At 58.1% G+C, this 23,848-nt stretch carries 23 protein-coding genes; 20 read left to right on the plus strand and 3 right to left on the minus strand.

Annotated elements, in window-relative coordinates; all coding sequences use genetic code 11:
• Positions 1-59: 59 nt before the first annotated feature.
• Positions 60-1,145: a glycosyltransferase family 4 protein gene (locus PYR65_RS24440; protein WP_407951343.1), complete on the minus strand. Its 1,086-nt coding sequence runs from the start codon at positions 1,143-1,145 to the stop codon at positions 60-62.
• A gap of 583 nt (positions 1,146-1,728) precedes the next feature.
• On the opposite strand from PYR65_RS24440, the gene PYR65_RS24445 reads away from it, so the two are divergent.
• From PYR65_RS24445 to PYR65_RS24515, 15 genes are all read left to right on the plus strand, one after another.
• Positions 1,729-2,121, plus strand: coding sequence for a hypothetical protein (locus PYR65_RS24445; RefSeq protein ID WP_276121331.1), 393 nt, complete (start codon positions 1,729-1,731; stop codon positions 2,119-2,121).
• 11 nt (positions 2,122-2,132) lie between these two features.
• On the plus strand, positions 2,133-2,396 hold the full coding sequence (locus tag PYR65_RS24450; RefSeq protein WP_276121332.1) for a hypothetical protein: 264 nt from the start codon (positions 2,133-2,135) through the stop codon (positions 2,394-2,396).
• 294 nt (positions 2,397-2,690) lie between these two features.
• Positions 2,691-4,805, plus strand: a complete 2,115-nt coding sequence (gene gspD, locus PYR65_RS24455; protein ID WP_276121333.1) for a type II secretion system secretin GspD — start codon at positions 2,691-2,693, stop codon at positions 4,803-4,805.
• On the plus strand, positions 4,806-5,288 hold the full coding sequence (locus tag PYR65_RS24460; RefSeq protein ID WP_276121334.1) for a prepilin peptidase: 483 nt from the start codon (positions 4,806-4,808) through the stop codon (positions 5,286-5,288).
• 18 nt (positions 5,289-5,306) lie between these two features.
• Positions 5,307-5,759 (plus strand): type II secretion system major pseudopilin GspG, encoded by a 453-nt coding sequence (gspG, locus tag PYR65_RS24465; RefSeq protein WP_276121811.1) that lies wholly within the window; start codon positions 5,307-5,309, stop codon positions 5,757-5,759.
• A gap of 130 nt (positions 5,760-5,889) precedes the next feature.
• Entirely contained in the window at positions 5,890-6,783 is an 894-nt protein-coding gene (locus PYR65_RS24470) for a PilN domain-containing protein (protein WP_276121335.1), read from the plus strand.
• A 91-nt stretch (positions 6,784-6,874) separates the two neighbouring features.
• A complete protein-coding gene (gspM, locus tag PYR65_RS24475; RefSeq protein WP_276121812.1) occupies positions 6,875-7,366 on the plus strand; it encodes a type II secretion system protein GspM in 492 nt (163 codons plus the stop codon).
• Positions 7,367-7,375: 9 nt separating this feature from the next.
• Positions 7,376-7,903 (plus strand): hypothetical protein, encoded by a 528-nt coding sequence (locus PYR65_RS24480; protein ID WP_276121336.1) that lies wholly within the window; start codon positions 7,376-7,378, stop codon positions 7,901-7,903.
• 65 nt (positions 7,904-7,968) lie between these two features.
• The gene (locus tag PYR65_RS24485; protein WP_276121337.1) at positions 7,969-8,775 is read left to right on the plus strand and encodes a hypothetical protein; all 807 of its coding nucleotides are present in this window, start codon (positions 7,969-7,971) and stop codon (positions 8,773-8,775) included.
• Entirely contained in the window at positions 8,736-10,409 is a 1,674-nt protein-coding gene (locus tag PYR65_RS24490) for a GspE/PulE family protein (RefSeq protein WP_276121338.1), read from the plus strand. Before PYR65_RS24485 ends, PYR65_RS24490 begins: the two co-directional genes overlap by 40 nt.
• Positions 10,410-10,612: 203 nt before the next feature.
• Entirely contained in the window at positions 10,613-11,611 is a 999-nt protein-coding gene (locus PYR65_RS24495) for a type II secretion system F family protein (RefSeq protein ID WP_276121339.1), read from the plus strand.
• Positions 11,608-12,087, plus strand: coding sequence for a GspH/FimT family pseudopilin (locus tag PYR65_RS24500; protein WP_276121340.1), 480 nt, complete (start codon positions 11,608-11,610; stop codon positions 12,085-12,087). Before PYR65_RS24495 ends, PYR65_RS24500 begins: the two co-directional genes overlap by 4 nt.
• Complete coding sequence (locus tag PYR65_RS24505) at positions 12,077-12,472, plus strand: type IV pilus modification PilV family protein (protein ID WP_276121341.1); 396 nt, start codon at positions 12,077-12,079, stop codon at positions 12,470-12,472. Before PYR65_RS24500 ends, PYR65_RS24505 begins: the two co-directional genes overlap by 11 nt.
• Positions 12,432-13,112 (plus strand): prepilin-type N-terminal cleavage/methylation domain-containing protein, encoded by a 681-nt coding sequence (locus PYR65_RS24510; RefSeq protein WP_276121342.1) that lies wholly within the window; start codon positions 12,432-12,434, stop codon positions 13,110-13,112. Before PYR65_RS24505 ends, PYR65_RS24510 begins: the two co-directional genes overlap by 41 nt.
• Before the next feature lie 167 nt (positions 13,113-13,279).
• Positions 13,280-14,860, plus strand: coding sequence for an FAD-dependent oxidoreductase (locus PYR65_RS24515; RefSeq protein WP_276121343.1), 1,581 nt, complete (start codon positions 13,280-13,282; stop codon positions 14,858-14,860).
• Between the two features lie 15 nt (positions 14,861-14,875).
• Here PYR65_RS24515 and PYR65_RS24520 read toward each other — a convergent pair whose 3' ends face one another.
• Positions 14,876-16,405 carry an MFS transporter gene (locus PYR65_RS24520; RefSeq protein WP_276121344.1) on the minus strand — a complete coding sequence of 510 codons (1,530 nt, stop codon included), beginning with the start codon at positions 16,403-16,405 and terminating at the stop codon, positions 14,876-14,878.
• A gap of 132 nt (positions 16,406-16,537) precedes the next feature.
• Here PYR65_RS24520 and PYR65_RS24525 point away from each other — a divergent pair, with 132 nt between their 5' ends.
• Entirely contained in the window at positions 16,538-17,461 is a 924-nt protein-coding gene (locus PYR65_RS24525; RefSeq protein ID WP_276121813.1) for a LysR substrate-binding domain-containing protein, read from the plus strand.
• A gap of 22 nt (positions 17,462-17,483) precedes the next feature.
• Here the strand turns inward: PYR65_RS24525 and PYR65_RS24530 are convergent, their stop codons facing one another.
• Positions 17,484-18,380, minus strand: a complete 897-nt coding sequence (locus PYR65_RS24530; protein WP_276121345.1) for a LysR family transcriptional regulator — start codon at positions 18,378-18,380, stop codon at positions 17,484-17,486.
• 90 nt (positions 18,381-18,470) lie between these two features.
• Between PYR65_RS24530 and PYR65_RS24535 the strand changes: the two genes are divergently transcribed.
• From PYR65_RS24535 to PYR65_RS24550, 4 genes are all read left to right on the plus strand, one after another.
• A complete protein-coding gene (locus tag PYR65_RS24535; protein WP_276121346.1) occupies positions 18,471-19,679 on the plus strand; it encodes an MFS transporter in 1,209 nt (402 codons plus the stop codon).
• Between the two features lie 15 nt (positions 19,680-19,694).
• Complete coding sequence (locus PYR65_RS24540; RefSeq protein ID WP_276121347.1) at positions 19,695-20,861, plus strand: serine hydrolase domain-containing protein; 1,167 nt, start codon at positions 19,695-19,697, stop codon at positions 20,859-20,861.
• A 149-nt stretch (positions 20,862-21,010) separates the two neighbouring features.
• A complete protein-coding gene (locus PYR65_RS24545) occupies positions 21,011-21,628 on the plus strand; it encodes a TetR/AcrR family transcriptional regulator (RefSeq protein ID WP_276121348.1) in 618 nt (205 codons plus the stop codon).
• A gap of 40 nt (positions 21,629-21,668) precedes the next feature.
• Positions 21,669-23,723, plus strand: a complete 2,055-nt coding sequence (locus PYR65_RS24550) for a prolyl oligopeptidase family serine peptidase (RefSeq protein ID WP_276121349.1) — start codon at positions 21,669-21,671, stop codon at positions 23,721-23,723.
• Positions 23,724-23,848: the final 125 nt, after the last annotated feature.

Consider the following 23,848-nt stretch of genomic DNA (forward strand, 5'->3'; position numbering starts at 1 on the left):
GAGAGACGGACGAGAACTACGATTCCAAGGCTTTGTTCCGGAGCTTTCCTAAAAGATTTCTAATGTATCCCAAGCCCTGTCAGAGCCTGCAGTTTGCGCACAGAATGAGGCCAGGTCCAGTTGTCGATGACGGACTGCCGTGGCGAAAAATCTGAAAGGCTTGCGAGCATATCCAGGATTCCCTCGTGAAAAACGCCTGAAGCCGCAACCCGCCCCGTCTGCGGTGTAATGTATTGAAGTCCACAGCTGAGCGCGCTGTTGGCAAGCACCGGCAGACCCGAAAGCATATATTCGGTAAGAATGGCAGGAGCCCCATCATCGACGCCGCAGACGACACCGATTTTGGCCTGGTTCATCAACCGGTTAACCTGCGCAAACGGCACGCCCGGTGGCCCGACGAAATCGACATTGATCTGAAGGTCACGGGCCCGCTCCCGAAGGGCATCTCCGAGTTCACCATAACCGAAGACACAGAGCGCGTTGATGGACCTCGGAAGTTTTGCCATCGCATCGAAGAGAATGTCGTGCCGCTTGTAATGTTGCGCGGCGGCGACATAAATGATGTCATAGGGCTTCGGTCCCTCGATCGGATAAAACATGCTATCGGACGCAAATTCCGGACCGATCGGCAGAATGGCGGTTTTCATGCCTGGATGACGGGCTGTGACCTCGTCCGACTGCCACTGCGCCCCCGTCAGCACCAGATCGAAAAGCCGGCTGACCTCGGGCGGAACCCGCAAGGCCGGCGCATCGATGGAATTGTAAATCTTGTAGCTCGTTTCACAGGCGGCCAAAATCTCCGCCGACACGCCCAGCCCCCAGACGCAAAGAATATCCGGCGCACCGAACGTCAGGATATGAGCAAGCATGTCATTGGACGAAAACGGCGCTTGCGGACCATTGAGCTGAAACGATCGCCGGACCAGATGCGGCGCATGGCGCAAATCCGCCGGAGGCGGATCATCCCCCCGCCAATGGGTCCAGATCTCGACGGCATCGACAATACCGGCTTTGACGCATGCCAGCGGCAAACGCTCGATATACCCGCCCTCCACTTCAAAATCGCGGTGTTGGGCAACATCTGCAGCACGCTGCGCCTGGATCTCGCTCCGCCATTTTCCGAAAAATTCTTCGATTGTGGGCACGCGCGCAGCGAACGCTTCCCCATCCTGAAAATCGCTAATGACGACGAGCCGCCGGGGTATGGGATTTGGTTTCATCAGTCTAGCGGCCTATCTTCGGGACGTGATAGTTCATTCACCAATTCGGCCACATCGGGCTAAAACGCACTCATTCCACCTCGTCCAGACTGCGGTGGTCGCTTTGATACTGTGTGTTGAGCGCGACTGGGATTATCGAATTCGGGCTTTTGAAACCCAGAGGCGTTCCAATTGTTCCACGGAACGCGCCAGATTATCTCGCTCCCAATGGGTTATGACACCAAAAGGCCGTTGGTGATCTTCGGGCGGAGATAAAGGCGTCATCCAAGGACTGCGATCACACCTCGCCTTCCACGCCTGCACCCCCCGCAAATGCCCCAAAAAATGAAATCGGCTGCGGCGGCGCCCACCCACGAATCCTCAATGTGCGAACGCAAGTCGCGGTTCCTTCCGGCCCGGTCAGCAGTTCTCTCCCGGCTCCGTCGGGGGCAGTTCTATGCGCTGCCAAGACACGGAACATTTACCGCCACCAACGGTTACATCATGCGATATTCAGGAAGGAACCAACATGGCAACGTATAAGGATGAACGCGGCGAAACGGTCTCTACAGCGGAGACGGAAAAAGTCGTGCAAGCGAGCCCTTCGCAAACGCGGCAGGGCCCATTGGGAAAACCAGTCCTGATGGTGCTGATCGGTGGCCTGCTTTTGGCCGCCGTTGCCTGGGCCGTGGTGGGACAATATGGCGAGGCAATCGATAATAATGCCGCAACCAACACCCAGCCGGCCACAAGCGAGACAAACGCCGTCGTGACGCCACCAGATCAAAACGTCATCGACAACACCCCGCCCGCAGGCGATAAAATGCAACCCGCCCCCACTGACCGCGATCCGACAGCCGAATCCGGCACAGGCGGAGACTCTCAGTCCGTGGCTCCCGCCGGCACAGAGAAAACGCAGTAGGAGGGATCGACATGACCGATGATGTCAAAACCGGGGCGGAGGAAGAGCCGGCGCGCCTGGTTGATGAGGCGCTGGCAGCGACGGATCGAAACGCAGATAGACAAGAAGGTCTGGATGCCTTTCGAGCCGACGGTGCCGGATTGAAAGCCTCCATGCATGAAGCCGCAGCCGACCGTCCCGTGATTGACGATATTCGACAGCGAATCCGATCTCAGCCACTTACTTTTGCTGCAACGTTGGGGATATTTGCTTTTATTTATGGGTTTACCCGATAAACGAGACAGATAGTTGTTTCCTTTTCCACCAGCTGACCAGCCGAAGTAGGTTTACCAGCACCAATGTTGGCAAAGACGACGCTGTATTCCGATCCGTGACCGGCAGCATTGATCAATGCTTCCCTGAACTTTAGAAATTCGGGATAAAACTTTGATCTCGCTTGACACAGAACACAGACAGCGTTGCAACACGCTTATAATAATGCTGTGGAAACGCGCCCTATTGAGCCGCGGCCCATTCCTCTTTCTAAAGCGGTCTGTAAAAACACCTCTAGTATAAGTTGAGGGGCAGGGGTGCTTACGATTCGGGTTGGCTTCAGCATGGTTCTCGCCGTGCTGTCGGGGTGTGCCTCGGAAAATAGCGATGATAAATGGGCGTCGTTGATGGAAGGTGTCGAGCGGCCGCGGGTGCATGACGCGCGCGGCTATCCGAATTCCAACGTGATCAAGGGCAGCACGGTCACGGGCTCGACGCCGGCGGGATTTGCGCAGATCGGCAGTGGCGAGTTTACCGGACAGTCCATGTCGTCGGTGACGGGTGGTGCTGCGGCGGATGGGTCCGAAGGCTATACGATCAATCTCGTCGATGCGCCGGTGGCTTTGGCGGCCAAGAAAATCCTTGGCGACATCATGGGATATACCTATCTCGTCGATCCCAAAATTACCGGCACGGTGACATTGCAGACCAGCCATGCGATGTCGAAACAGAGCCTTTTGGATATCCTTGAAGTATCGTTGGCCGCCAATGGCGCAGCGATCGTCAAGAAGGCGGACCGCTACGAGATCGTGCCCTATTCCGAGGCGACGGCATCGAACGCGATCATCAGTGGCGGGCGTCTGCCGAAGAACGAGCCGGGCATGAAAGTTCAGGTTCTGCAGCTGAAATATATTGCAGCCGACGAGATGCGCGACATTATCGAAGAGGTGAGCAAGAAGGGCGCGGTGCTGCGCACCGACCCTGCCCGCAACTATATTGTTGTCGCTGGCAACAATGGCGAGCTTTCTGCTATCCGCGAAGCGATCTCGGTCTTCGATGTCGATTGGATGAAGGGCATGTCGACGGCACTCTATCCTTTGAAGGCTTCGCAGCCGCAGGAACTGGTGAAAGAGCTCAATTCGGTGTTCGGCGCGGACGCTGGTCCCAACTCCAAAACGATCCGTTTCATCCCCAATACCCGCCTGAACGCGGTCCTTGCGATCACGTCGCGCCCCGCCTACCTGCCGAAAGTTTCCGCCTGGATCGCCAAGCTCGACAAGATAGCGCAAACCAATGAAGAGCAGCTGTTCGTCTACGAGATCCAGAACCGGCCGGCGGCGGAACTGGCAAATGTGCTGCAGAACGTGCTTGCCAGCGCCAAATCGAACGGCGGGACTATGGCAAGGCCAAGTCCGGTGGCGCCCGATCTCGTTGCCGATACGATGCAGAGCGAGGGTGTCGATTATTCTCCGGAAGCCCAGGTCGAGAGCGAACCCGCCCTTTCGACAAGCGGCACGGTTCCATCCGTCGTTGCCGACACGGAAAACAACGCGCTGCTGATCTCCACCAATGCCCGCGAATATCAGAGGATCGAGCAGATCCTGCGCCAGCTCGACGTTTTGCCAACCCAGGTTTTCCTCGAAGCCGTCATTGCCGAGGTAACTTTGAACGACGAGCTCAAATTCGGCCTTCGCTGGTATCTGGAAAACGGCAACAATTCGCTGGGCCTGTCGGATCTGGCATCCGGCGCGGTGACGGCGGCATTTCCCGGCTTCAACTGGACCCATGTTTCGGCCAATGCCCAATCGGCCCTGTCGGCACTCTCAAGTGTGACCAAGGTCAAGGTCATCTCGTCGCCAAACCTGATGGTCATCAACAACCAGCAGGCGAAATTGCAAGTCGGCGATCAGGTTCCCGTCATCACCCAGACCAGCACGGGAACGGAATCGGCCAATGCCGTCATCATCAACTCCGTCGAAATGAAGGATACAGGCATCATCCTGTCGGTCACGCCCCGGATCAACAGTTCCGGCCGGGTGATGCTCGATATCCAGCAGGAGGTCAGCAATGTCGTTGCGACCACCACGTCGGGGATTGATTCGCCGACGATCCAGCAAAGGAAGATTGCGACCCGTGTCGTCGTTCATGACGGGGAAAGTCTGGCACTCGGTGGATTAATCCAGGAAAAGAAATCCCTCAACCAGAGAAAGGTGCCGGTGCTCGGCGATATTCCGCTGCTCGGCAATGCATTCAAGTCGAAAACCGATGGCATCAACCGCACGGAACTGATCATCTTTATTCGTCCGCGCATTGTCCGCGATAGCGAGGAGGCGCGTCAGGCGACCGACGAGTTCCGCCAGCAGTTTGATTTTGGAGATAGCGATACGCCCGGCAAGCGCATGAAGCGCGATCTCATCCGGTTGGCAAACTAGATGGAGACGACAGAGATCAGCGTTCTGTTGCTTCTGGCGATCCAACTGGCGGTGATCGCCGTGATCGATCTGCGCAAGTTTGTCATCCCGGATCTGTGCAACATTTTGTTGGCCGCAACTGGATTGGCTGCGCATTGGCTGCTCGGCAGTTTTGACCCCGTCCGGATTTTACTCGGCATACTCATATTCGCAGGAACGTTTTCACTGGTCCGTTTCGTCCATTTTCGGGCAAGAGGCCAGATCGGCCTTGGACTGGGCGATGTCAAAATGGCCGCTGCAGCGGGATGCTGGATCACGATTGCCAGTTTTCCGCTGTTTCTGGCGGTTTCCAGCCTCAGCGCGTTGGCATTCGCGCTGCTGACGCTCCCTTTCTGGAAGAAGGGTGCGCGGATGCAAAGAGTGCCGTTCGGCCCATTTCTCTCCGCCGGACTGTTGCTGACCTTTGTCTTTGAACTCAACTCCATCTCCGTTTTGATTGTCTAGGTGCCGTCGATGATGCGTATGCTCTCCTCCCGTTTCCAAATGCTCAGGGCAAGGCGAAAGCGGTCTGCCGAACTGGAGGCTGGTTTCTCGCTGGTGGAGCTTCTCGTCGTTTTGGCGATCATCGCCATGACCACCGCGATCGTCGCGCCGCGTGTCCTTGGCTATCTCGGCTCGGCACGAACCGATAGCGCCAAGGTTCAAGTGAAAAATCTCGAAAGCGCGCTTGAACTTTATTTCCTGGATTCGGGCCGGTATCCGACACAGGAAGAGGGTTTGACGGCTCTTTCAACCCGTCCAGCAGGCAGTCCTGTCTGGAACGGCCCTTATTTGAAAGACGCCGGAGATCTGAGGGATCCCTGGGGCAATCTCTACCAGTACCGGGCTCCGGAGGGTGAGGTTTCCTTTGCTGTGATTTCGCTGGGGAGGGACGGTAAAACAGGAGGCGAAGGGGAAGACCGTGACATCCCTTAGCGCATCTGCATCCTTTTCGCGCCTGAGCGACGGCTGCCTCGATTTCTTCGTCTGGTGGAAGAACGAGATGCTGCAGATGCGGCCGAAACTGCCCTGGAGAAAGACCAGGCAACGGGATCAACGTCAGGTCGTGATCGGCAAATCCGGCTTCTCGCTTGATGGCGGCGCCTTCCAGCCCCTGTCAACGATGGGTGAGACGTTGCTCGCCTTGAAGGCGGCCGGAGATTTCGAGGGTGATGCCATCAGACTTGTTCTGGATGACACAAGATATCTCGAACGGACCATTTCGCACCGGCGGCTTCCGCTATCGATCTTGAAACGGGCTGCCGAGTTGGACATCCTCACGGAAACGCCATTCCGCGTCGACGACGTCAAAATCCTTCTGTCCGAGCCGCACAAATGCGATGCCACCTATTTCATTTTACGGCGTGAATTCATTGACGAGTTGAGAACCCAATTTCGGCATGCCGGGGTTAAGGTCTCCGGTATTTATCTGGGATCCGGGCAGATCGAGGTACTCTCCGGCTTGCGGCCGGCAGATTTTTCGGAACGGCCGCATCGAGATATTCGCCAGACACTCAACTGGCTTCTTGCACTTTTGATTGTTCTTGGCTGCTTGTTTTGCGCTTACCAGGTTCAGCAAAAGACATCCGCTGCAGCGGCCGTGCTTGACGTTGAAATCGGCGAGGCCAGCAAACAGGCGCATGCCGCGCGGTCCCGTTACGATCAATATGCGAAAAAATCCCAGCAGCTGCAGGCGCTCAAACAGTCGAAAAAGCTGGAGGTGGTCAAGGCTTGGGAGGAACTCAGCCGCATTCTTCCCGACACCGCATTCCTGACTGATCTGACCATCAAGGATGAGAGAGTTGAAATAGCCGGCTTCTCGGAAAAACCGGCAACGCTGATCGGCAGTATTGAGGCGAGTGCGCTGTTTCAACGGGCGCAATTTACATCTCCTGTGGTGAAGGTTCCGGGGTTCACCGGGGATAATTTTCACATTTCATTCGAGCAGGAAGAGCAATAGAATGCTGACTTCCCTGATGAATGCCACGAACCGGACACAGCGCATCGTTGCATTGGTTTTTGCCGTCGTGATGGTCGCCGGGTTGGCCGGCGTGATCCAGATGGCGGTGACAAGCCTTTATTCCGGTTACACGGCAATCGACGAGAAGAGAGCCTTGCTCGGCAAGCTTAAAGCCATCGCCACTGCAGGCGTGTCATTCGAAGCGCAACTGCTTCCAGAAAATGACGGAAATCCGATGCTTTTGAGCGGCGAGAATGAAGCCGTCATGAGCGCTGCCTTGCAATCCTGGCTGCAGGATGTGGTTGGCACAGCCGGGGGGCAGATAAACTCCGTCAACAATGTCAGCGAAACCGGTGAAAACGGCATCAGGATGATTGGGCTTAGAGCCAACCTGTCCGGAAGCATGGAGGTTGTTCATCGCACCATCGCATCGATCGAAAACAACCAGCCGAGGCTTTTCATCAAAGAGGTGGTGCTGAACTCCACCAACCAGCAAATATCAGCCGCAGAAAACCTGCCTGCCGAACTGACGGCCACGATTGTCTTTCTGGGTGCTTCCGGTGCTCCAGGCAAGCCGCTGTAGGGAGATCGGATGACCCTGCAAAACACAATTCTAGGGATCATTGGGGTCGTGGCCGTGGGCATAATGTCCGTCTGGTCATATCAGCTCCGGATCGCAACGACCGCCATTCCAGATGAATTCGCATTTACCGGTATCGAACGTCTGCGGGAAGACGAAGGCCTATCGGCAGATGGGGCCGGCGCGGAAACGACGGAGACATACGCCCGCCCGTTGTTTTCGAAAAACAGGCGCCCGTTTCAGACGGCGGAAACAACCGAGTCGGATTTGCAACCGGCGCCTCCGGTGATGGTGGAGGAAGAAACGTCAGCCGTTGCAGTCGAACGGCCGCAGCTGAAACTGTTGGGCACGGAATCCGTCGCAAAGATTCCAAGTGCCTTGATCACGATGGAGGATACGGGAACGAGCGCATGGTTTCACCAGGGCGACCTGATTAGCGGCTGGCGCATAACCGGGATCGGGACAGACGATATCGAGCTTTCTCATGAAACCGACCAGAGCCTGAACTTTAACCTTTCCCTGTATCCGGATGCACAATGATGTCTTCCAGTGACGGCATCAAACCCTATGAGGGAAACGATGGTTTCGGCCTGATCACAGCGCTGATGTTCGTTCTTCTCGTCGCGGCCGTGATTACACCCCTCGCCGTGCTTGGGCGTGGCCAGGTCTTGGCGTCGGCTTATAGTACGCGGCGCACGGCGTTCGAGTTGCTTTCGCCCGGCCTTTCGATTGTCGCCTATGCCGGTCAGCCGAAATCACCGGTCATGACCGGCTGGCAGCAGTGCATCGGCGATGGCAAGGTTTTCTATCTGCACATACAGGATCAGAACGGTCTGATCGGCCTGAACAGCGCGAGCAACGCCCTTTTGAAGATCGGTTTTCTATCTCTCGGTTATACCGAAAGCGATGCCACGCGATTTGCCGATCGCGTCGAAATCTATCGGGAGATTGGCTCGGCTGAAGCGCGAACGGACAAGGATGCCGCGTTCATTGTAAAACATGCGCCCTTCGAGAATATTGCCGAACTCTACGATGTGCTCACGCCTCCTCTTCCGGACCTTGGGAAAATAGCGCGTATCTTCACCATTCAGAACAAAACCGACACTGTCACGATTGCACATTCGCCCCCAGCTCTTCGCCGGCAACTGGAGCGGCATGACCAGGCACTGCAATTTGCGGCAGCCGGTGATCTGCCGTCGGGGCATGCCGAAATTTCATTTGCGGAATTCAAGGCGGGGGAGCCTTCCGGATTTTTATCGACGGTGATGCTTGCCAGCGCGACCGGAGACGGCGCCTCTCCAAACATTCTGCAGAAGGAGACGGTGTTCACCAGCTTGAGCACTCTGGATCTTGACCCGATGGCGCCGATGCCATGCCCGGACCTTCTAAAGAGATTGACGGAGGGGCTATGATGCGAGCGCATGGGCACAGCATATCCGAGACTGATTTCATCGAGTTCCTAAGGGGCAAAGGCGTCCTGTCTGTCGAATCGGCCTACCGGATCTCGGCCGCCATCCGCTCAAGCCCATTGCCGTTCGATGTTGTGATCACGGAGCTTGGCCTATTGACCGAGGCCAGCCTGGCTGAATGGTTGAGGACCTATTTAGGCGTGCCACGCGTGGTATTCCCGGCACCTTTCTCCATGGTCCCCGGCCTGGAGACCTATGATCTGGACTTTGCCAGAACACGGGGCGCCATTCCCATTGGTCTGGAGGAAGACGAGTTGCTGGTCGCATTCGCCAATCCGCTCGAAAAAGGTTTGCTGGAAACCCTTACCTATTATTTTCAACGGGAAATCCAGATCAGGGTCTTTCCGCGAAAAGAGATTGTGCTGGCGATCGATGCGGTGGCAGCGCATTCGCAGATCGCAACCGAAGATGACAATGCTCCCGCTGAGCAATCCGCCTTTGACAACGATGTCGATCGATTGAGGGATATCGCGCTGGAGGCACCGATCATCAATTTCGTGGCAAAGATGGCGCAGAACGCGTTCGATGCCGACGTGACCGATATCCACATCGAACCCTTTTCGGATCGGGTCCAGATCCGGTATCGCCGCGACGGGGTGCTCTCTCGCAATGACACCGTTCAGAAGTCGATGCTCTCAGGCATTGTCACCCGCATCAAGATCTTGTCCGGGCTTAACATTGTCGAGCGGCGCCTGCCCCAGGACGGCCGTATGCGGCTTTCGATCCGAGGCACGGAGATCGATTTTCGCGTGTCGATCGTTCCAAGCCTGCATGGAGAGACGATCGTTTTGCGACTGCTCAGAAACCTGAATGTTTCGAGCGACTTGTCCGATTTGGGTTTTGACGGCGAAGCCCGCCGCACGATTTCTCAACTGGCGCAATCATCGAACGGAATGGTGGTTGTCACCGGCCCGACAGGCAGTGGCAAGACGACGACGCTCTATTCCCTGGTGAGCCTGCTGAACAAGGAAGGGGTAAAGATATTCACCATCGAGGACCCGGTGGAATATCAACTCGAAGGGGTCACCCAGCTTCAGGTCAATCCTGCCATCGCTCTCGATTTTGCACGCTCCTTGAGGTCGGTGTTGAGACAGGACCCGGATATCATTCTGGTTGGTGAAATTCGTGACAAGGAAACAGCGCAGATTGCCATACAGGCCGCGCTAACTGGACATCTGGTGCTGACCACCTTGCACACCAACACTGCCGCTGGCGCCTTCACGCGTCTGCGGGATATGGGGATTGAAGAATATTTGATTGCATCGACGATCCGGGGCGTGATCGCGCAACGTCTGGTCCGCTTGCTGTGCCCGTCCTGTAGGCAGGATGAGGTGACCGAATGCCCGGCTTGCCGTGGCACCCGTTATTCCGGCCGAACGGTCATCTACGAAGTTCTGGAGGCGGGAGGCCGTGTGTCGGCGCTGGTGGGGTCCGGCGCGACAGAGACGGAGATTGTTAAACAGGCTGTTGCCGATGGCATGACGACGATGGCGGCCTGCGCATCGCGATTGGTCGATGCGGGCGTCACGTCGAAATTGGAAGTTTCCCGGGTTCTCAACACGGCGGCGGAAACGTGACCAGATTTTCATATCGCGCCTATGGCAAAGACGGAACCGAGACAAAAGGCATCATCGACGCAGGAAACCGGCTGGAGGCGGCTCGGCTGGTGTCAAAAAGTGGGCGCAAGCTTGTTGATCTCAGAGAAGAGACGGCGAGCTTCGGGACGATCTCCGGCATCTGGGCGCAGATCGCTCCGCGACATTCGATGAATTACCATCGGTTGTTCTCGGAACTGGCCATCCTGCTGCAGGCGGGCTTCCCTATCGACGCCGCACTCAAGGCAATCGCCGCAAGTCAGAAAGGCAAATCCGGCCTTGCCGAAATCGTTGAAGCGATCGGATCCGGCAGCTCTTTTTCCGAGGCTGTGGCGAAGCGATCCGACGCCGATCCGGCCGTCACGGCCTTGGTCGTCAGCGGCGAACATAGTGGACGTCTGGACGAAGTGGTTCTGGTACTGGCGACCATGTTTGATGAGGAGAAGAAGAGAAAGGCGGATGTGCTGGAGGCCCTGCTCTATCCCGCGTTTCTGGTGCTGATGATGCTCTTTGCCGTTGGGATCATCATGTTCGCTCTGGTGCCGGCGATCGATCCGGTATTCGAAGGCCTTGCCGATAAACGCCCTGTGTTGATTTCCGTGCTGGCTGCGGGCCGGCTTTTTCTTCTCTCCTATGGCTGGCTCATCCCAATCGGTGCCCTTTTGGCCGCAGCTGCGATTGTGTACGCTCGCCGAACGGCGGCGGGACGCGACACCCTTTCCCTTTTCTGGCTCAAAATACCTTTCCTCGGCCGGATCAGCTGCGCGCGCGGCTGCGCACGATATCTGCAAGTCCTGGGAATGCTTCTTGCAAACGGGGTGCCGATGAAAAAGGCGCTGGAACTATCAGCGCGATCCTGTCCCGTCACTGCATATCAGCCAGGAATGACAGCGATCAGAAGTGCTGTTACCGCTGGCATGCCATTCCGGCAGGCGGCACGGGAATCAAACCTTTTTGACAGCACCAGCATGTCGCTGATCGAAATCGGCGACGAGGCAAACAGACTGGCGGACGCACTCAAGCGCGCCGCATTTCTGCTGGAAACAGAGGCGAGCCGTGATATTCGCCGGGTCCTGACGCTCTTGACCCCAGTGATCACGATTGTCATGGGTGGCGCAATCGGCGGTATCGTCGTCTCCGTCATGGACGCCCTGCTCAGCATCAACAGTCTGGCCGTGCAATGATTAAACCGAAGACCTCCGCACCAGCGACGGCGACAGCGGGGTTTAGCCTGATAGAAATGCTGGTCGTCCTGGCGATTATATCGGCGGTCGCAGGGATCGCGGCCATTTCGGTACAGCAGGTCCGAAATGGCAGGTCACCTTACACCTATGCGGCCGATATCGCCGGGAGCATGACAGCACAACGATATCGCGCCATGAACACCGGGCGCATACAGACATCGGACATTGATATCGAAAGAAAGACAATCTCTGATTCAGGACAAAGGGGACGCATCACGATTCCTAAAACATGGGACTTTTCGGTCACCATCGGCCGTGGTCCAACACCGGGAGAAAACGTTCCGCAGATCATATTCCTCCCCGACGGCACCTCGTCTGGCGCAGAAATCACGGTTCGAAACCAGAGTGGTGAGGCAGCTTATGTCCGTGTCAATTGGTTGACCGGACTGACGGAATACTCCCGCAATGCGTTCTGAAGACAATAGCGGATTTTCGCTTCTCGAAGTCTTGGTCGCTTTCGTGGTCCTGTCTGCAGCACTGGTCGCGGCAAACCAGTCTCTGTCCTACTCGTTTCGATCCTTCGCCTCGGCCAAGACCGCACGGGCGGCTGACCGCGTCGCCGAGGAAATCTTTGCTGAACGGCTGTTTCTATCCAATCAGCCGAGCGAAGAAGAAGGCGTCACGTCCAGCGGCCTCAAATGGAGTTTGAAACGCGAACCGTTGTCATTTGGGCAAGAAACCAGCGAAATAACGGCGGAAAAATTGATCCTGGACGTGATCTCGCAGGCAGATGGCCACGCCGCCCGGCGTTATGTTTCCTATGGTCTTGTCCTATCGCGCGGCGCCGGCGATGCACCATAAAGGCGAGCAGCAACCCGGCGAGAACGCGGCCGGGCAACATTGCCCTGATGACGCAGGTTTCACGCTGCTCGAAATGCTGGTGGTCCTGGTTCTCACGGCTGTGATGGCGGCAATGATGGCCGGTGGCATCCGGCACATGCAGAGCTGGACACAGATTGAGAAACGGCAATCGGTGCAGTCAACACTGGAGGCCGTTGCCGATCATATCTCCGGCGAATTGTCCGGTGCGCTTTCGCTGCCGGTCCTCGATCGCGGCGATGAGGCGTTCACGCCTATGATCGGGGATGCTGACAGCATTCGTTTCGTGGCCGTGATCCGAACCGGATTTTTGGCCAGGGGACTGCGGCAAACATCCTATGTGACGGAGCCATCGCCCATGGGCAAGGCTTTAGTCAGAAAATCCAGCCCCCACCGCCTGCCGCAGCAAGACGAGGTTCTGCCCGTGCAATCGGACGAGTTGCAGGCGGGCGTGACCGGCCTTCAATTTTCCTATCTGACGCTGGATGACGAGGAGGCAATGACATGGCTGTACAGCTGGACAAAGCAGCCGAAACTCCCTGTGGCCGTGCGGGTGACAATTTCTCAGATCGTTGATCGTATTGAGCTGAGTGCATCGCGCACGATCTCGCTCGTGCAGTGATCACAGAACGAAGGGTCAAACGCCACTTTAACGTGAAAATAATCATTCACCCGAGTTGCGGAAGATGTCGACTCGTGAAAAGAAAGCACTCGTATGGGTTGGTGAAAGCAGACGTTAATTGGCGGACGTCTTTCGTAAGACTCTTCCAAATTAATTAGGGCTGCCCGATGCGGATCAAAACTCTTTGCCTCTCTCTCTTGACCGGATTTTTGCTGAGCACATCGACGGGTTATGCCGCCTGTGATCGCGCCGATGTTGTTGTCTATGGCGGAACACCTGGTGGTATCGCTGCGGCCATTCAGGCCGGGCGCTTGAAGAAAAAAGTCATTCTGCTGGAGCCGACCCAGCATGTTGGCGGCTTGATGTCGAACGGTCTGACGAAGACAGACGCATCGCCACGTGAAAATGTGTATGGCGGTATTACGGACGAGTTTCTTGATCGCGCAAAACAACGCTACAATATCTCTGACCCGGTTCGAATTTATTTTGAGTCCAAATGGGCGGAGTCAACTTTCGACCGGCTGTTGCTCGCTGCCAATGTGAAAGTTGAAACCGAACAGCGCGTTTTGAAAACTGTCCGCGCCAATAAAGTCATCAAGGAAATTGGCATGACGTCCGGCCGCTCTTTTTGTGGATCGGTGTTTATCGATGCCAGCTATGAAGGCGACTTGATGCTTAAAGCGGCGGTGGAAACCATCGTTGGCAGGGAGAGCCGTGACAAATATGGCGAGAGCGCTGCAGGCGTTCAAAAGCTGGCGCGACCGCTCGTCGGCGATAAGCAAATTCTTGTCGATCCATATATTGTACCTGGCAAGCGCGACAGCGGCCTTCTTCCCGGCATTATCGGCGTCGGTCAAAAAAAGCTCGGATCGGCGGATACATCCTTAATGGCTTTCAACTACCGCCTTTGTGTCACGCCAAATGCAAACAACCGCATTCCGTTCACCCAACCTGAAGGTTACGAGCCGCTCCGCTACGAGGCAACAGCCAGATTCTTGGCCGCCCTCCAAAAAGCTGCGATCCCTGTAAATCCGGCTCATTTCATCGGCGGCGGCGATACGGTTGAAGGGAAAATGGATGTTAATTCAACACGTTATTTCTCTACGAACGTCTGGCATATTGGATACGAATATACAACAGGCACGGAAGCAAAACGAAAGCAGATCAGTGCTATGGTTCGCAATCATATTCAGGGTCTGATGTGGTTTGCACAATCGGATCCAAGAGTGCCGAAAGCGGTGAGAGATTACACAGCCCGTTTTGGTTATTGTGCCGACGAATTTACGGACAATGGTGGCTTTCCCCGCCAGATGTATGTGCGACAGGCACGGCGGCTGGTCGGCCAGTTCGTGCTAACGCAAAAAAACCTCGTCAACAAAACAACTTTTAACGACACGATCGGCCTTGGATATTATCCAATGGACGAGCATGGAATGGTCAGGACGGTCGTCAGCGGATATATCGCCGACGAGACACGTGAGAGTATTGGCGTTGGTCCCTATGAAATTCCCTATCGTGCAATGTTGCCGAAGAAGACACAGGTGACGAACCTCATCGTTCCCGTGGCAATCTCGGCAAGCCATGCCGCCTTCACGTCGGTTCGTGTGGAGCCGACCTTCATGGTCCTTGGCCAAGCAGCGGGAGCAGCGGCGGCCCTCGCACCCGGTGGAAACGTCAACAATGTCAATATATCAACACTTCGAAACACCCTGAAGCAGCACAAGCAGATCCTAAAATTCAGTAAGTGACCGGCAAACACGCATTCATGCCGATCCCTCCACTTCGCCCTCAAATGTCTCCTCCGCATCGGTCCTCAGAAAGATAAAGACCACGATGGCTGTGAGAAGGGTGATGCCGGTCAAGAGCAGCAGGAGATCGCTGAACGCCTGCGAATAGAGCGGCACCAGCGCCACGCGGTCCATACCCGGCATGGCGTTTGCGGCCATAGTGATGTCTCCGGCGGCGAGCCTTTGGGCGGCGGTGGCGATGGCGGCTAGTGGGGCGTTTGCGTCCAATCTGCCCGCGATCAGCATGGACAGGATTGCGCCGACGACCGCGAGCGCCACGCCCTCGCCCGCCACTCTTGTGGTGCTGAAAATGCCGGTCGCCATGCCCGCGCGTTCCTTGGGCACGACGCTGACGGCCAGTCCGTCCATCAAACCCCAGGGCAGGCTGATCCCGGTACCGATGGTCAGCATCGGCAGGGCGATCATCCCTAGCGGCGCACCGGCCGGGATCTGCGCCAGCCAGAACAGGCCGCCGGCCGAGATCAGCAGTCCTGTTCCACAGATCGTGGCCGGACGGAACCAGCGTGTCAGAAGCCCGGCCGCAATGGGCAGGATCAGCAGCGGCGCCGAGAGCGCGATCATCAGCGTACCCGCCGCCATCTCGCGCAGGCCTTCGATGCCGATAAAGCGTCCAGGAAGCAGGATCAGCAATACGACGAAGCCATAGGCTGGCGCTGCCGCAAGCAGTTGAACGCCGACAAAGCGTGGATAGGCAAACAGCGAGAGGTCGAGCATCGGCCGGGAGACCATCCGTTCGATCGCCACGAATATGACGAGGAGGAGCGACGCGCCAGCCAGCAATGTCACGACCGTAAAATCGCCCCATCCGCGCTCCGGCGCCAGCAGAATGCCGTAGGTGAAGAGGCCAAGCGCCGCAGTAAAGCTGAGCGCTCCGCCCCAGTCGAGCCCGCGAGACGCCGGGTCCCGGCTTTCCTTCAACGCGTGCCAACCGAGAGCAAAGGCGAGAACGGCAAAGACCACCACCGCCAGGAAAATGCTGCGCCAGCCGAACATTTCGATCATCAGACCCGAAGCGACCGGGCCGAGCGACAGGCCGACGCCAAAGCTGGTGCCGACAATGCTGAAGGCGCGAAGCCGCTCCTCGCCGTCAAACTCTTGCGCCAGTGCTGCCATGCCACCGGAAAACGCTGCCGCTGCGGCAAACCCTTGCGCCGCCCGCAACAGGTCGAAGATAACAATATCCGGCGCAAAGACCAGCGCCAGCGAGAAGACTGCAAAGGAGCCAACCCCTGTCAGGAAAATCTGCTTACGGCCATAGCTATCCGCCAGCGCGCCGGCCGCCATCAGGGTCGAGCCGAAGGTCAGCATGAAGGCGTTCGTCACCCAGGCAATTGCAACCGGACTACCGCCCAGCGCCCGGCCGATAGACGGCAGTGCGACGGCTGTACCGGTGAATGTGAGCGGCATGGCAGCGGCAGCAAGACACACCGCAAGCAGAGCCAGCCATTTCGTGGTTGTGCCTGATGATTTCGAATGGGAGGGCATAAACGTTCCTCAAGCTGGAGAATGCTGCGGCAAACGCAGCCTGTTTCCAACTCAGAATAAACGTGCTTGAATATTCGAAAATATCGCCTCAGCTCCGTTCATAACGGAACAAAACGCTTGAATAGGATTGAGATGGACCGCCTGACCGGACTGATGGCCTTTGTCAGAACGGCCGATCTCGGCAGCTTCGTTGCTGCCGGTCGTGTCCTTGGCCTCTCACCCTCCGCCGTCGGCAAGGCCGTCACACGGCTGGAAAGTCAGCTCGGTGTGCGGCTCTTCCAGCGCTCGACACGCAGCCTGCGCCTGACGGAGGAAGGCCGGGCGTTTCATGAGCGATGCCGTCACATCCTCGATGATCTCGACGATGCCCAGGAGACATTGCTGAGAACAAAGGAAACCCCGCGCGGGCGCATCAAGGTCAGTGCGCCGATCGTCGCCTACCATCTGCTCTTGCCGGTGCTTGCCGAATTCCTGTCGCTCTATCCGGATATCGAGCTCGATCTGGATTTCTCCGACCGCATCGTCGATCTCATCGATGAAGGCGTCGATGTCGCCATCCGCAGCGGCCAATTGCCCGACAGCCGTATCATGGTCCGCGCACTGCGGCCGTTCCAATTGCTCCTTTGCGCATCCCCTGCCTATCTGGAGAGGCAGGGGACGCCCAAATGTCCGCGTGACCTTTCCACGCATGCCGGCATCGGCTTTCGATTTCCCAATAGCGGCAAGGTTCAGGATTGGCCGCTCAAACTTCCAGCGGCGGAGCCGGAGGTCCGGATCCGCCATATCCTGACCTGCAACAATATGGAGGCCCTGCGCGGCGCCGTGCTCCTTGGTCTCGGCATCGGCTGCATGCCGGATTTCCTGGCTGCAGCCTCGCTGAGGACCGGAGACCTTGTACCGTTGCTGGTCGATCACCTCGATGCTCCCGGCCAGTTCAACCTGATCTGGCCATCGAGCCGGCATCTTTCACCAAAGGTGCGCGTATTCGTTGATTTTATCAGCAAACGGCTGTTTTCCAGCGAATGTCAGTTGCCGCCGGTGCCGCCAAATCCCTGAGCCATCATACGCGGCTGCACGCTTACCCGTTTGGCCCGCGCAAAAGGTTGTCAGCCATGAAGGACACGAAGGCGGACACCTTCGGCGACGGATGCCGGCTTGCCGGCCACAGAATGTGAAAGGCGCCGACTTCCTGAAGATGATCTTCGAGCACGCTGACGAGCGTGCCGCGCCGGAGCTGGTCTGAGATCGCAAACTGCGGCAGGCAGGCAAGCCCAAAGCCTTCCTCTGCCAGACAGATCTGTGGCTCGATCGTGCTTGCCACCGACGTCACCGGAAGAACAAGTTCAAAACCCGCACCGTCCGACAGGAACGGCCAGCGCTCCAGCTTGCCGGTCGAGGGATATTTGTGATGGAGACAGGCGTGACGGAGCAGATCGTCAGGCGTCGATGGCACGCCATGTGCAGCGAGATAATCGGGCGAGCCGACGATACGGTGGGCAAAGCCACCGGCCCGGCGCATCATCAATCGTGAGTCCCTGGCTTCACCGGTCCGGACCACGGCGTCGAAACCTTCATCGATCACATCAACCACGCGGTCTGTGAAATCGAGGTCCAGCTCAATCTCCGGATAGGCGCGCATGAAGGCCATGACCGCAGGCATCATCAGCATGCCGATCAGCGGCAAACTGACGCGCAGGCGGCCTCGGGGCGCCTCACGGAGCTGCGACAGTTCCAGTTCAGCGGCCTCGATCTCGCTGAATATGCGCCTGCACCGGTCAAGGAAAAGCGACCCCTCGGAGGTCAGCATCAATGAGCGCGTAGAGCGATGAAACAGGCGAACGGCAAGCCGCTCTTCCAGCCGCGCAACCGCTTTGCCGATGGCCGAACTTGAAACGCCAAGCCTTGCGGCGGCCCTCGAAAAGCTGCCGGCATCAGCCGTCTGGACGAACGCATTCAATGCGCCAAGATGTTCCATGAAGCAGTTCCCATTGCGGATATTGATGTCCGATATATTTGGAACTCTGGCATAGTTCTCCTGTCAAGGCGACCCTCTTACAGTGGCGTCATGACAAACGCACCCACATTTACCCCCTCCACCAAAGACGCTGCGCAGCCCGGCCGCTTGCCACTCTCCGGGCTGCTTGCCCTTGCCATGGCCGGCTTCATCACCATTCTCACCGAGGCCTTGCCTGCAGGCCTGCTGCCGCAAATCGGCGCCGGCCTTGGCGTATCGGATGCGCTGGCCGGCCAGATGGTCACAATCTACGCGATGGGTTCGCTGATCGCCGCAATCCCGCTGACGGCGGCAACGCAAGGCCTGCGGCGGCGTCCGCTGCTTCTGGCCGCCATCGCCGGTTTTGCCATCGCCAATACGGTGACAACGCTTTCCCCCACTTACGCGCTAACCATGGCCGCGCGCTTCTGTGCCGGTATTTCCGCTGGGCTGCTCTGGGCGCTGCTTGCCGGTTATGCGGCACGCATGGTGCCGGAGGCGTTGAAAGGACGGGCCATCGCCGTGGCGATGGTGGGCACGCCGCTCGCGCTGTCGCTCGGAATCCCGGCTGGCACGTTCCTCGGATCTTTGATTGGCTGGCGTGCCTGTTTCGGCCTCATCAGCGGCTTAACGCTGGTGTTGATTGTCTGGGTTCTGGCGAAAGTGCCCGATTTTGAAGGACAGCCGACGAACCGCCGCTACCGGCTTGGTACGGTGTTTACTTTGCCCGGGGTTCGTCCGGTCCTGTTCGTCACGCTGACCTTCGTCCTCGCACATAACATCCTCTACACGTATATCGCGCCGTTTCTGCAAGAGGCGGGCATGGCCGCGCGGGCTGATCTGGCCCTTCTGGTCTTCGGCATCACCGCGTTGGTGAGCATCTGGATCGTCGGTATCCTGATTGACCGGCGGCTGCGCACACTCTCGCACGGAAGCATTGCCCTGTTCGCGCTCTCCGCGCTGGCGCTTGGGCTATGGGGCCGGGACGCGGCGGTGGTCTATGGTGCAATTGCAGTTTGGGGCCTCGCCTTCGGCGGCACGGCTACGCTGTTTCAGACTGCCCTTTCAAATGCGGCAGGCGATGCTGCCGATGTCGCCCAATCCATGCTGGTCACCGCCTGGAACTTGGCTATTGCTGGCGGCGGCGTTGCCGGTGGTTTGATCCTGCAGCAGAACGGCGTGGCAGGCTTCGCCCCCGCTCTCCTTGTTCTTCTCATCCCGGCCTTCATCACCGCTTTTTGCGCCCGCCATCACGCCTTTCCGCCGGCTCCACATCCCTGAAGCATAGGAACTCTCATGAAATCCTCCCATTCTGCGATCGTCTCGCGCTTAGACGCGGTGATCGATGGTGCAATTGCGGCCGAACGCATCGTCGGTGCTGTCGTCCTCGTCGCGCGCGATGGCGAAACAATATACAGCCGTGCAGCCGGGCTTGCAGACCGGGAGGCTGGCATTGCAATGCGCGCGGATGCAATCTTCCGGTTGGCCTCCGTCTCCAAGCTCTTCACCGCGACCGCTGCCCTTTCTCTGGTCAGCCGGGGCGAACTCGATCTCGACCGCCCGATCACCGAATGGTTGCCAGCGTTTGCTCCAACTTTTCAGGGAGAGCCCGCTATCGTCACTCTGCGTCAGTTGCTCAGTCACAGCGCGGGGCTAAGTTATGGCTTCTTTGAGCCGGAAGGTGGGCCACTCGCGCAGGCCGGTGTATCCGATGGCATGGACCGCTCCGACCTGACCCTTTTCGACAACATCCAACGGATTGCCCGCGTCCCCCTCATCTTTGCACCGGGATCGGCTTTCCGCTATTCATTGGGGATAGATGTTGCCGGCGCGGTTATCGAGGCGGCCACGGGGCTTGCCCTACCGGCGGCTATTTGCAAACTGGTCACGGGGCCGCTCGGCCTTGCCGATACCGGCTTTGCGCTTTCGGATCGGTCCAGGCTCACCGCAGCTTATGCGGATGATACGCCGCAGCCGCGCCGGATGCGTGAACCGGATTGCCTACCATTTCTGCCGGGCATGGCCGGCGTCATCATGGACCCATCGCGCGTATTCGATACGGAGGCTTTTCCCTCCGGTGGCGCCGGCATGGCCGGCACAGCGTCCGAGGTTTTGCGGCTGCTCAACGTTCTGCGTCAGGGCGGCGGCGATATAATGGCGGCCGGCCTTGCCGCCGAGATGGCCCGCGACCAGATTGCCGGCATCGAGATAGAGGGCTCTCCCGGCTGGGGCTACGGTCTCGGCTTCTCTGTGCTGCGCGACAATAAGCACGCCGGTGTGGCGGAACCTGCCGGCACCTGGCGCTGGGGTGGCGCCTATGGGCATGGCTGGTTCACAGACCCGCACAATGAACTGACCGTTGTGGCTCTGACCAACACCGCATTCGAAGGCATGTCCGGCGCCGGCCGTTTCTCAGCCGATCTCAGTCGCGCCATCTATGCAGACATGGCAAAGCCATCGTAGCGGGACATGTGATCGCCATGCCCTATCCTTGAGCCATCACGTACGTCTCGGCACAAAATCCAAATTCAATACCGCTGAGGACCCAAGCCTTGACTACAGTGTCACTAAGTGCCAAAAACCAAAATGGCACTTAGTGACAGGAGCGGGCCATGGAACGGTCAAAAATAGAACAGGGACGTCTGGCGGTGGCGCGGCATGCGGCTGAGTTGTTTTGGAGAGATGGCGTCGAAAAGACGAGCGGCGACGCGATTGCGGCGGCCGCCGGTTTGTCGAAACGCACGGTCTGGCGGTATTTCCGTTCAAAGGAAGCCTGTATCGAACCGCTTTTCCTGGTGACCGGGCTGCGTTTTGTCGAGCTCCTGCGCGCATGGCCGCCTCAGCTTTCGATCGAAACCTATCTCCACGATACGCTCGGCTCGATGCTGAAATCGGAGCAGGAAATCCGCGACGGTGTTGCCGTGGCGCGCTTGATCTCCCTTTTGAAAAGCGAGCCGGCGATCCGGTCGGCCTATCTGATGGCGAGCGCGCAAGTCGAGGACGATTTCGTCGAAATCGTCGCCAAGCGGGCCGGACGCAGCGTCGATGACTACGACGTCAAGCTCTGCGCGGCAGCGGCGATGGCAGCCGTCCGTGTCGTCGATGAGGACATCTGTACCGCCACGTTCGCACGCGGCCGTCACTTCGAACATTACGAAGTCTGCGACCAGCTCTCCGCTGCCATTCGCACCGCGGCCACGCTGCCGATCTGCGATCCGATCGGCGTTTAAACGGCCGGCCCACCCTTTCTAGCCTTAAAAGGAATCCAAGATGATCTATCCTGAAACCCGCCGCACCGATACGGCAGACACATATTTCGGCACTGTCGTGGCCGACCCGTATCGCTGGCTGGAAGGGGATGCGCGTCACCACGAGGATGTCGCCCAATGGGTTCGCGCGCAGGACGATCTGGCCCGATCGCATCTTGTCGGGCTCCCCAACCGCGACCACTTCCGGCAACGTCTGGCAGCGCTTCTCGATCATGCACGCCTCACCGCACCCGAAAAACGCGATAACCATTATTTCTTTACCCGCAATCCAGGCCTTGATGACCAGGAGGTACTGGTCATGCGGGAAGGCCTTGACGGCGCCGACCGCGTCCTGATCGATCCGAACACATGGTCTGATGATGGTGCTGCAGCGCTGGCGGAATGGGCGGTCAGTGAAGACGGGCGCTACGTCGCCTTTGCCACGCAAGAGGGCGGCTCGGATTGGCGCACCATCCGCGTCCTTGATGTCGAGACCGGCAAAATTCTGTCAGATGAGATCACCTGGGCACGCTTTACCGCAATTGCCTGGGCGCGGGATGGGTCCGGCTTTTTCTACTCCCGCTTTCCGCAGCCGCCGGCGGAAAACGCTTTTGAGGCGAAGGTCACCGACCACTCCATTCATTTCCATGCCCTTGGCACAGCACAAGAGAACGATCGGCTTGTTCACGCGACGCCGCAAGGTCAACTCCTCATACAGGCAATCAGCGTGACCCCTGACGGACGCTATGCCGTCATTACGTCGACGCCCGGAGCCGGTGGAAACGCCTTGTCGATCATCGACCTTCAGGACCCCGACTGGACCCCGCGCCCGATCATCAGGACCTTCGACCACAACTGGGGCGTGGTCGCCAATCAGGGCAGCCGGTTTCTGCTGGCGACGAATGAAGGCGCCGAGCGCGGCAAGATCGTGACGTTCGATCTCGCCGCGATTGAATTCCACTTTGCCGACCTGATCAGCGAGCAGGAAAACGCGACGTTGAACGATGCCGCCCTCCTCGGCGGACGGCTGCTCTTGACCTTTATCGTCGATGCCAAATTCGAAATCCGCCGCTACCTGCTCGACGGCACACCCGACGGCATGATCGGCCTTCCGGGCATCGGCACCGCCGGCGGCTTTCGCGGGCGTCCGGATGATGACGAAGCCTTTTTCGTCTTTACCGGCCATAATGCGCCGACAACGATCTACCGCTATGATGTGGCAAGCCGCAACCTTACCGTCTGGGCAGAACCCAAGGTCGCGATCGATCTTAGCCGGATTGCCGTGGAGCAACGTTTCTATCATTCCAAGGACGGCACGCGTATTCCGATGTTCATTGTGCGCCGCGCAGATATCGCGGCACCGGCGCCCACCATTTTGTACGGCTATGGCGGCTTCGGCATCAGCATGGTCCCCTATTATTCGCCCGCCGTCCTGGCCTGGGTCGAGGCGGGCGGCACCTATGCGGTTGCAAACTTGCGCGGCGGCGGGGAATACGGCAAATCCTGGCACGATGCCGGGCGCCTTGCCCACAAGCAGAATGTCTTCGATGACTTCATCGCGGCGGCCGAATACCTGAAAAGCGAAGGCATCACCTCCGAAGATGGACTGGCGATCCAGGGTGAATCCAACGGCGGACTGCTGGTGGCCGCCGTTGTGAACCAGCGGCCGGATCTGTTTGCGGCGGCACTCGCCGGCGTGGGTGTCATGGATATGCTGCGCTTTGCCCGTTTTACCAACGGACAGTTCTGGATTGGGGATTATGGCGATCCGGAAAAGGAAGCCGATTTCCGCAACCTCCTGTCCTACTCCCCCTATCATACGATCCGCTCCGGGACGTCCTATCCGGCCATCCTGGTGACCACGGCCGACACCGACGACCGCGTCGTGCCCGCCCACAGCTTCAAATATATCGCAGCGCTGCAAGCCGCCGGTAACGGCGACCGGCCGCACATTCTGAGGGTCGATACGCGGGCCGGACACGGCGGCGGAAAGCCGATCGGCAAGGCTCTCGACGAGTTGGCCGATCTCTGGGCCTTTGCCGCGCATTGGACAGGTTTGAAACTGGCGGAAGATTGACCGGCAGATCCCGTTTCCAAACCGCCGAGCGTGATGTGCCGGTTCTCTTGGGGTCGAGATGCCCGGCAAGCTCAAGCATGATCGCTGAGGAGATAACCCACCCGTCTGCTGCTGCCTTAATACCG

It is taken from the genome of Pararhizobium qamdonense, from assembly GCF_029277445.1.
Taxonomy (GTDB): domain Bacteria; phylum Pseudomonadota; class Alphaproteobacteria; order Rhizobiales; family Rhizobiaceae; genus Pararhizobium; species Pararhizobium qamdonense.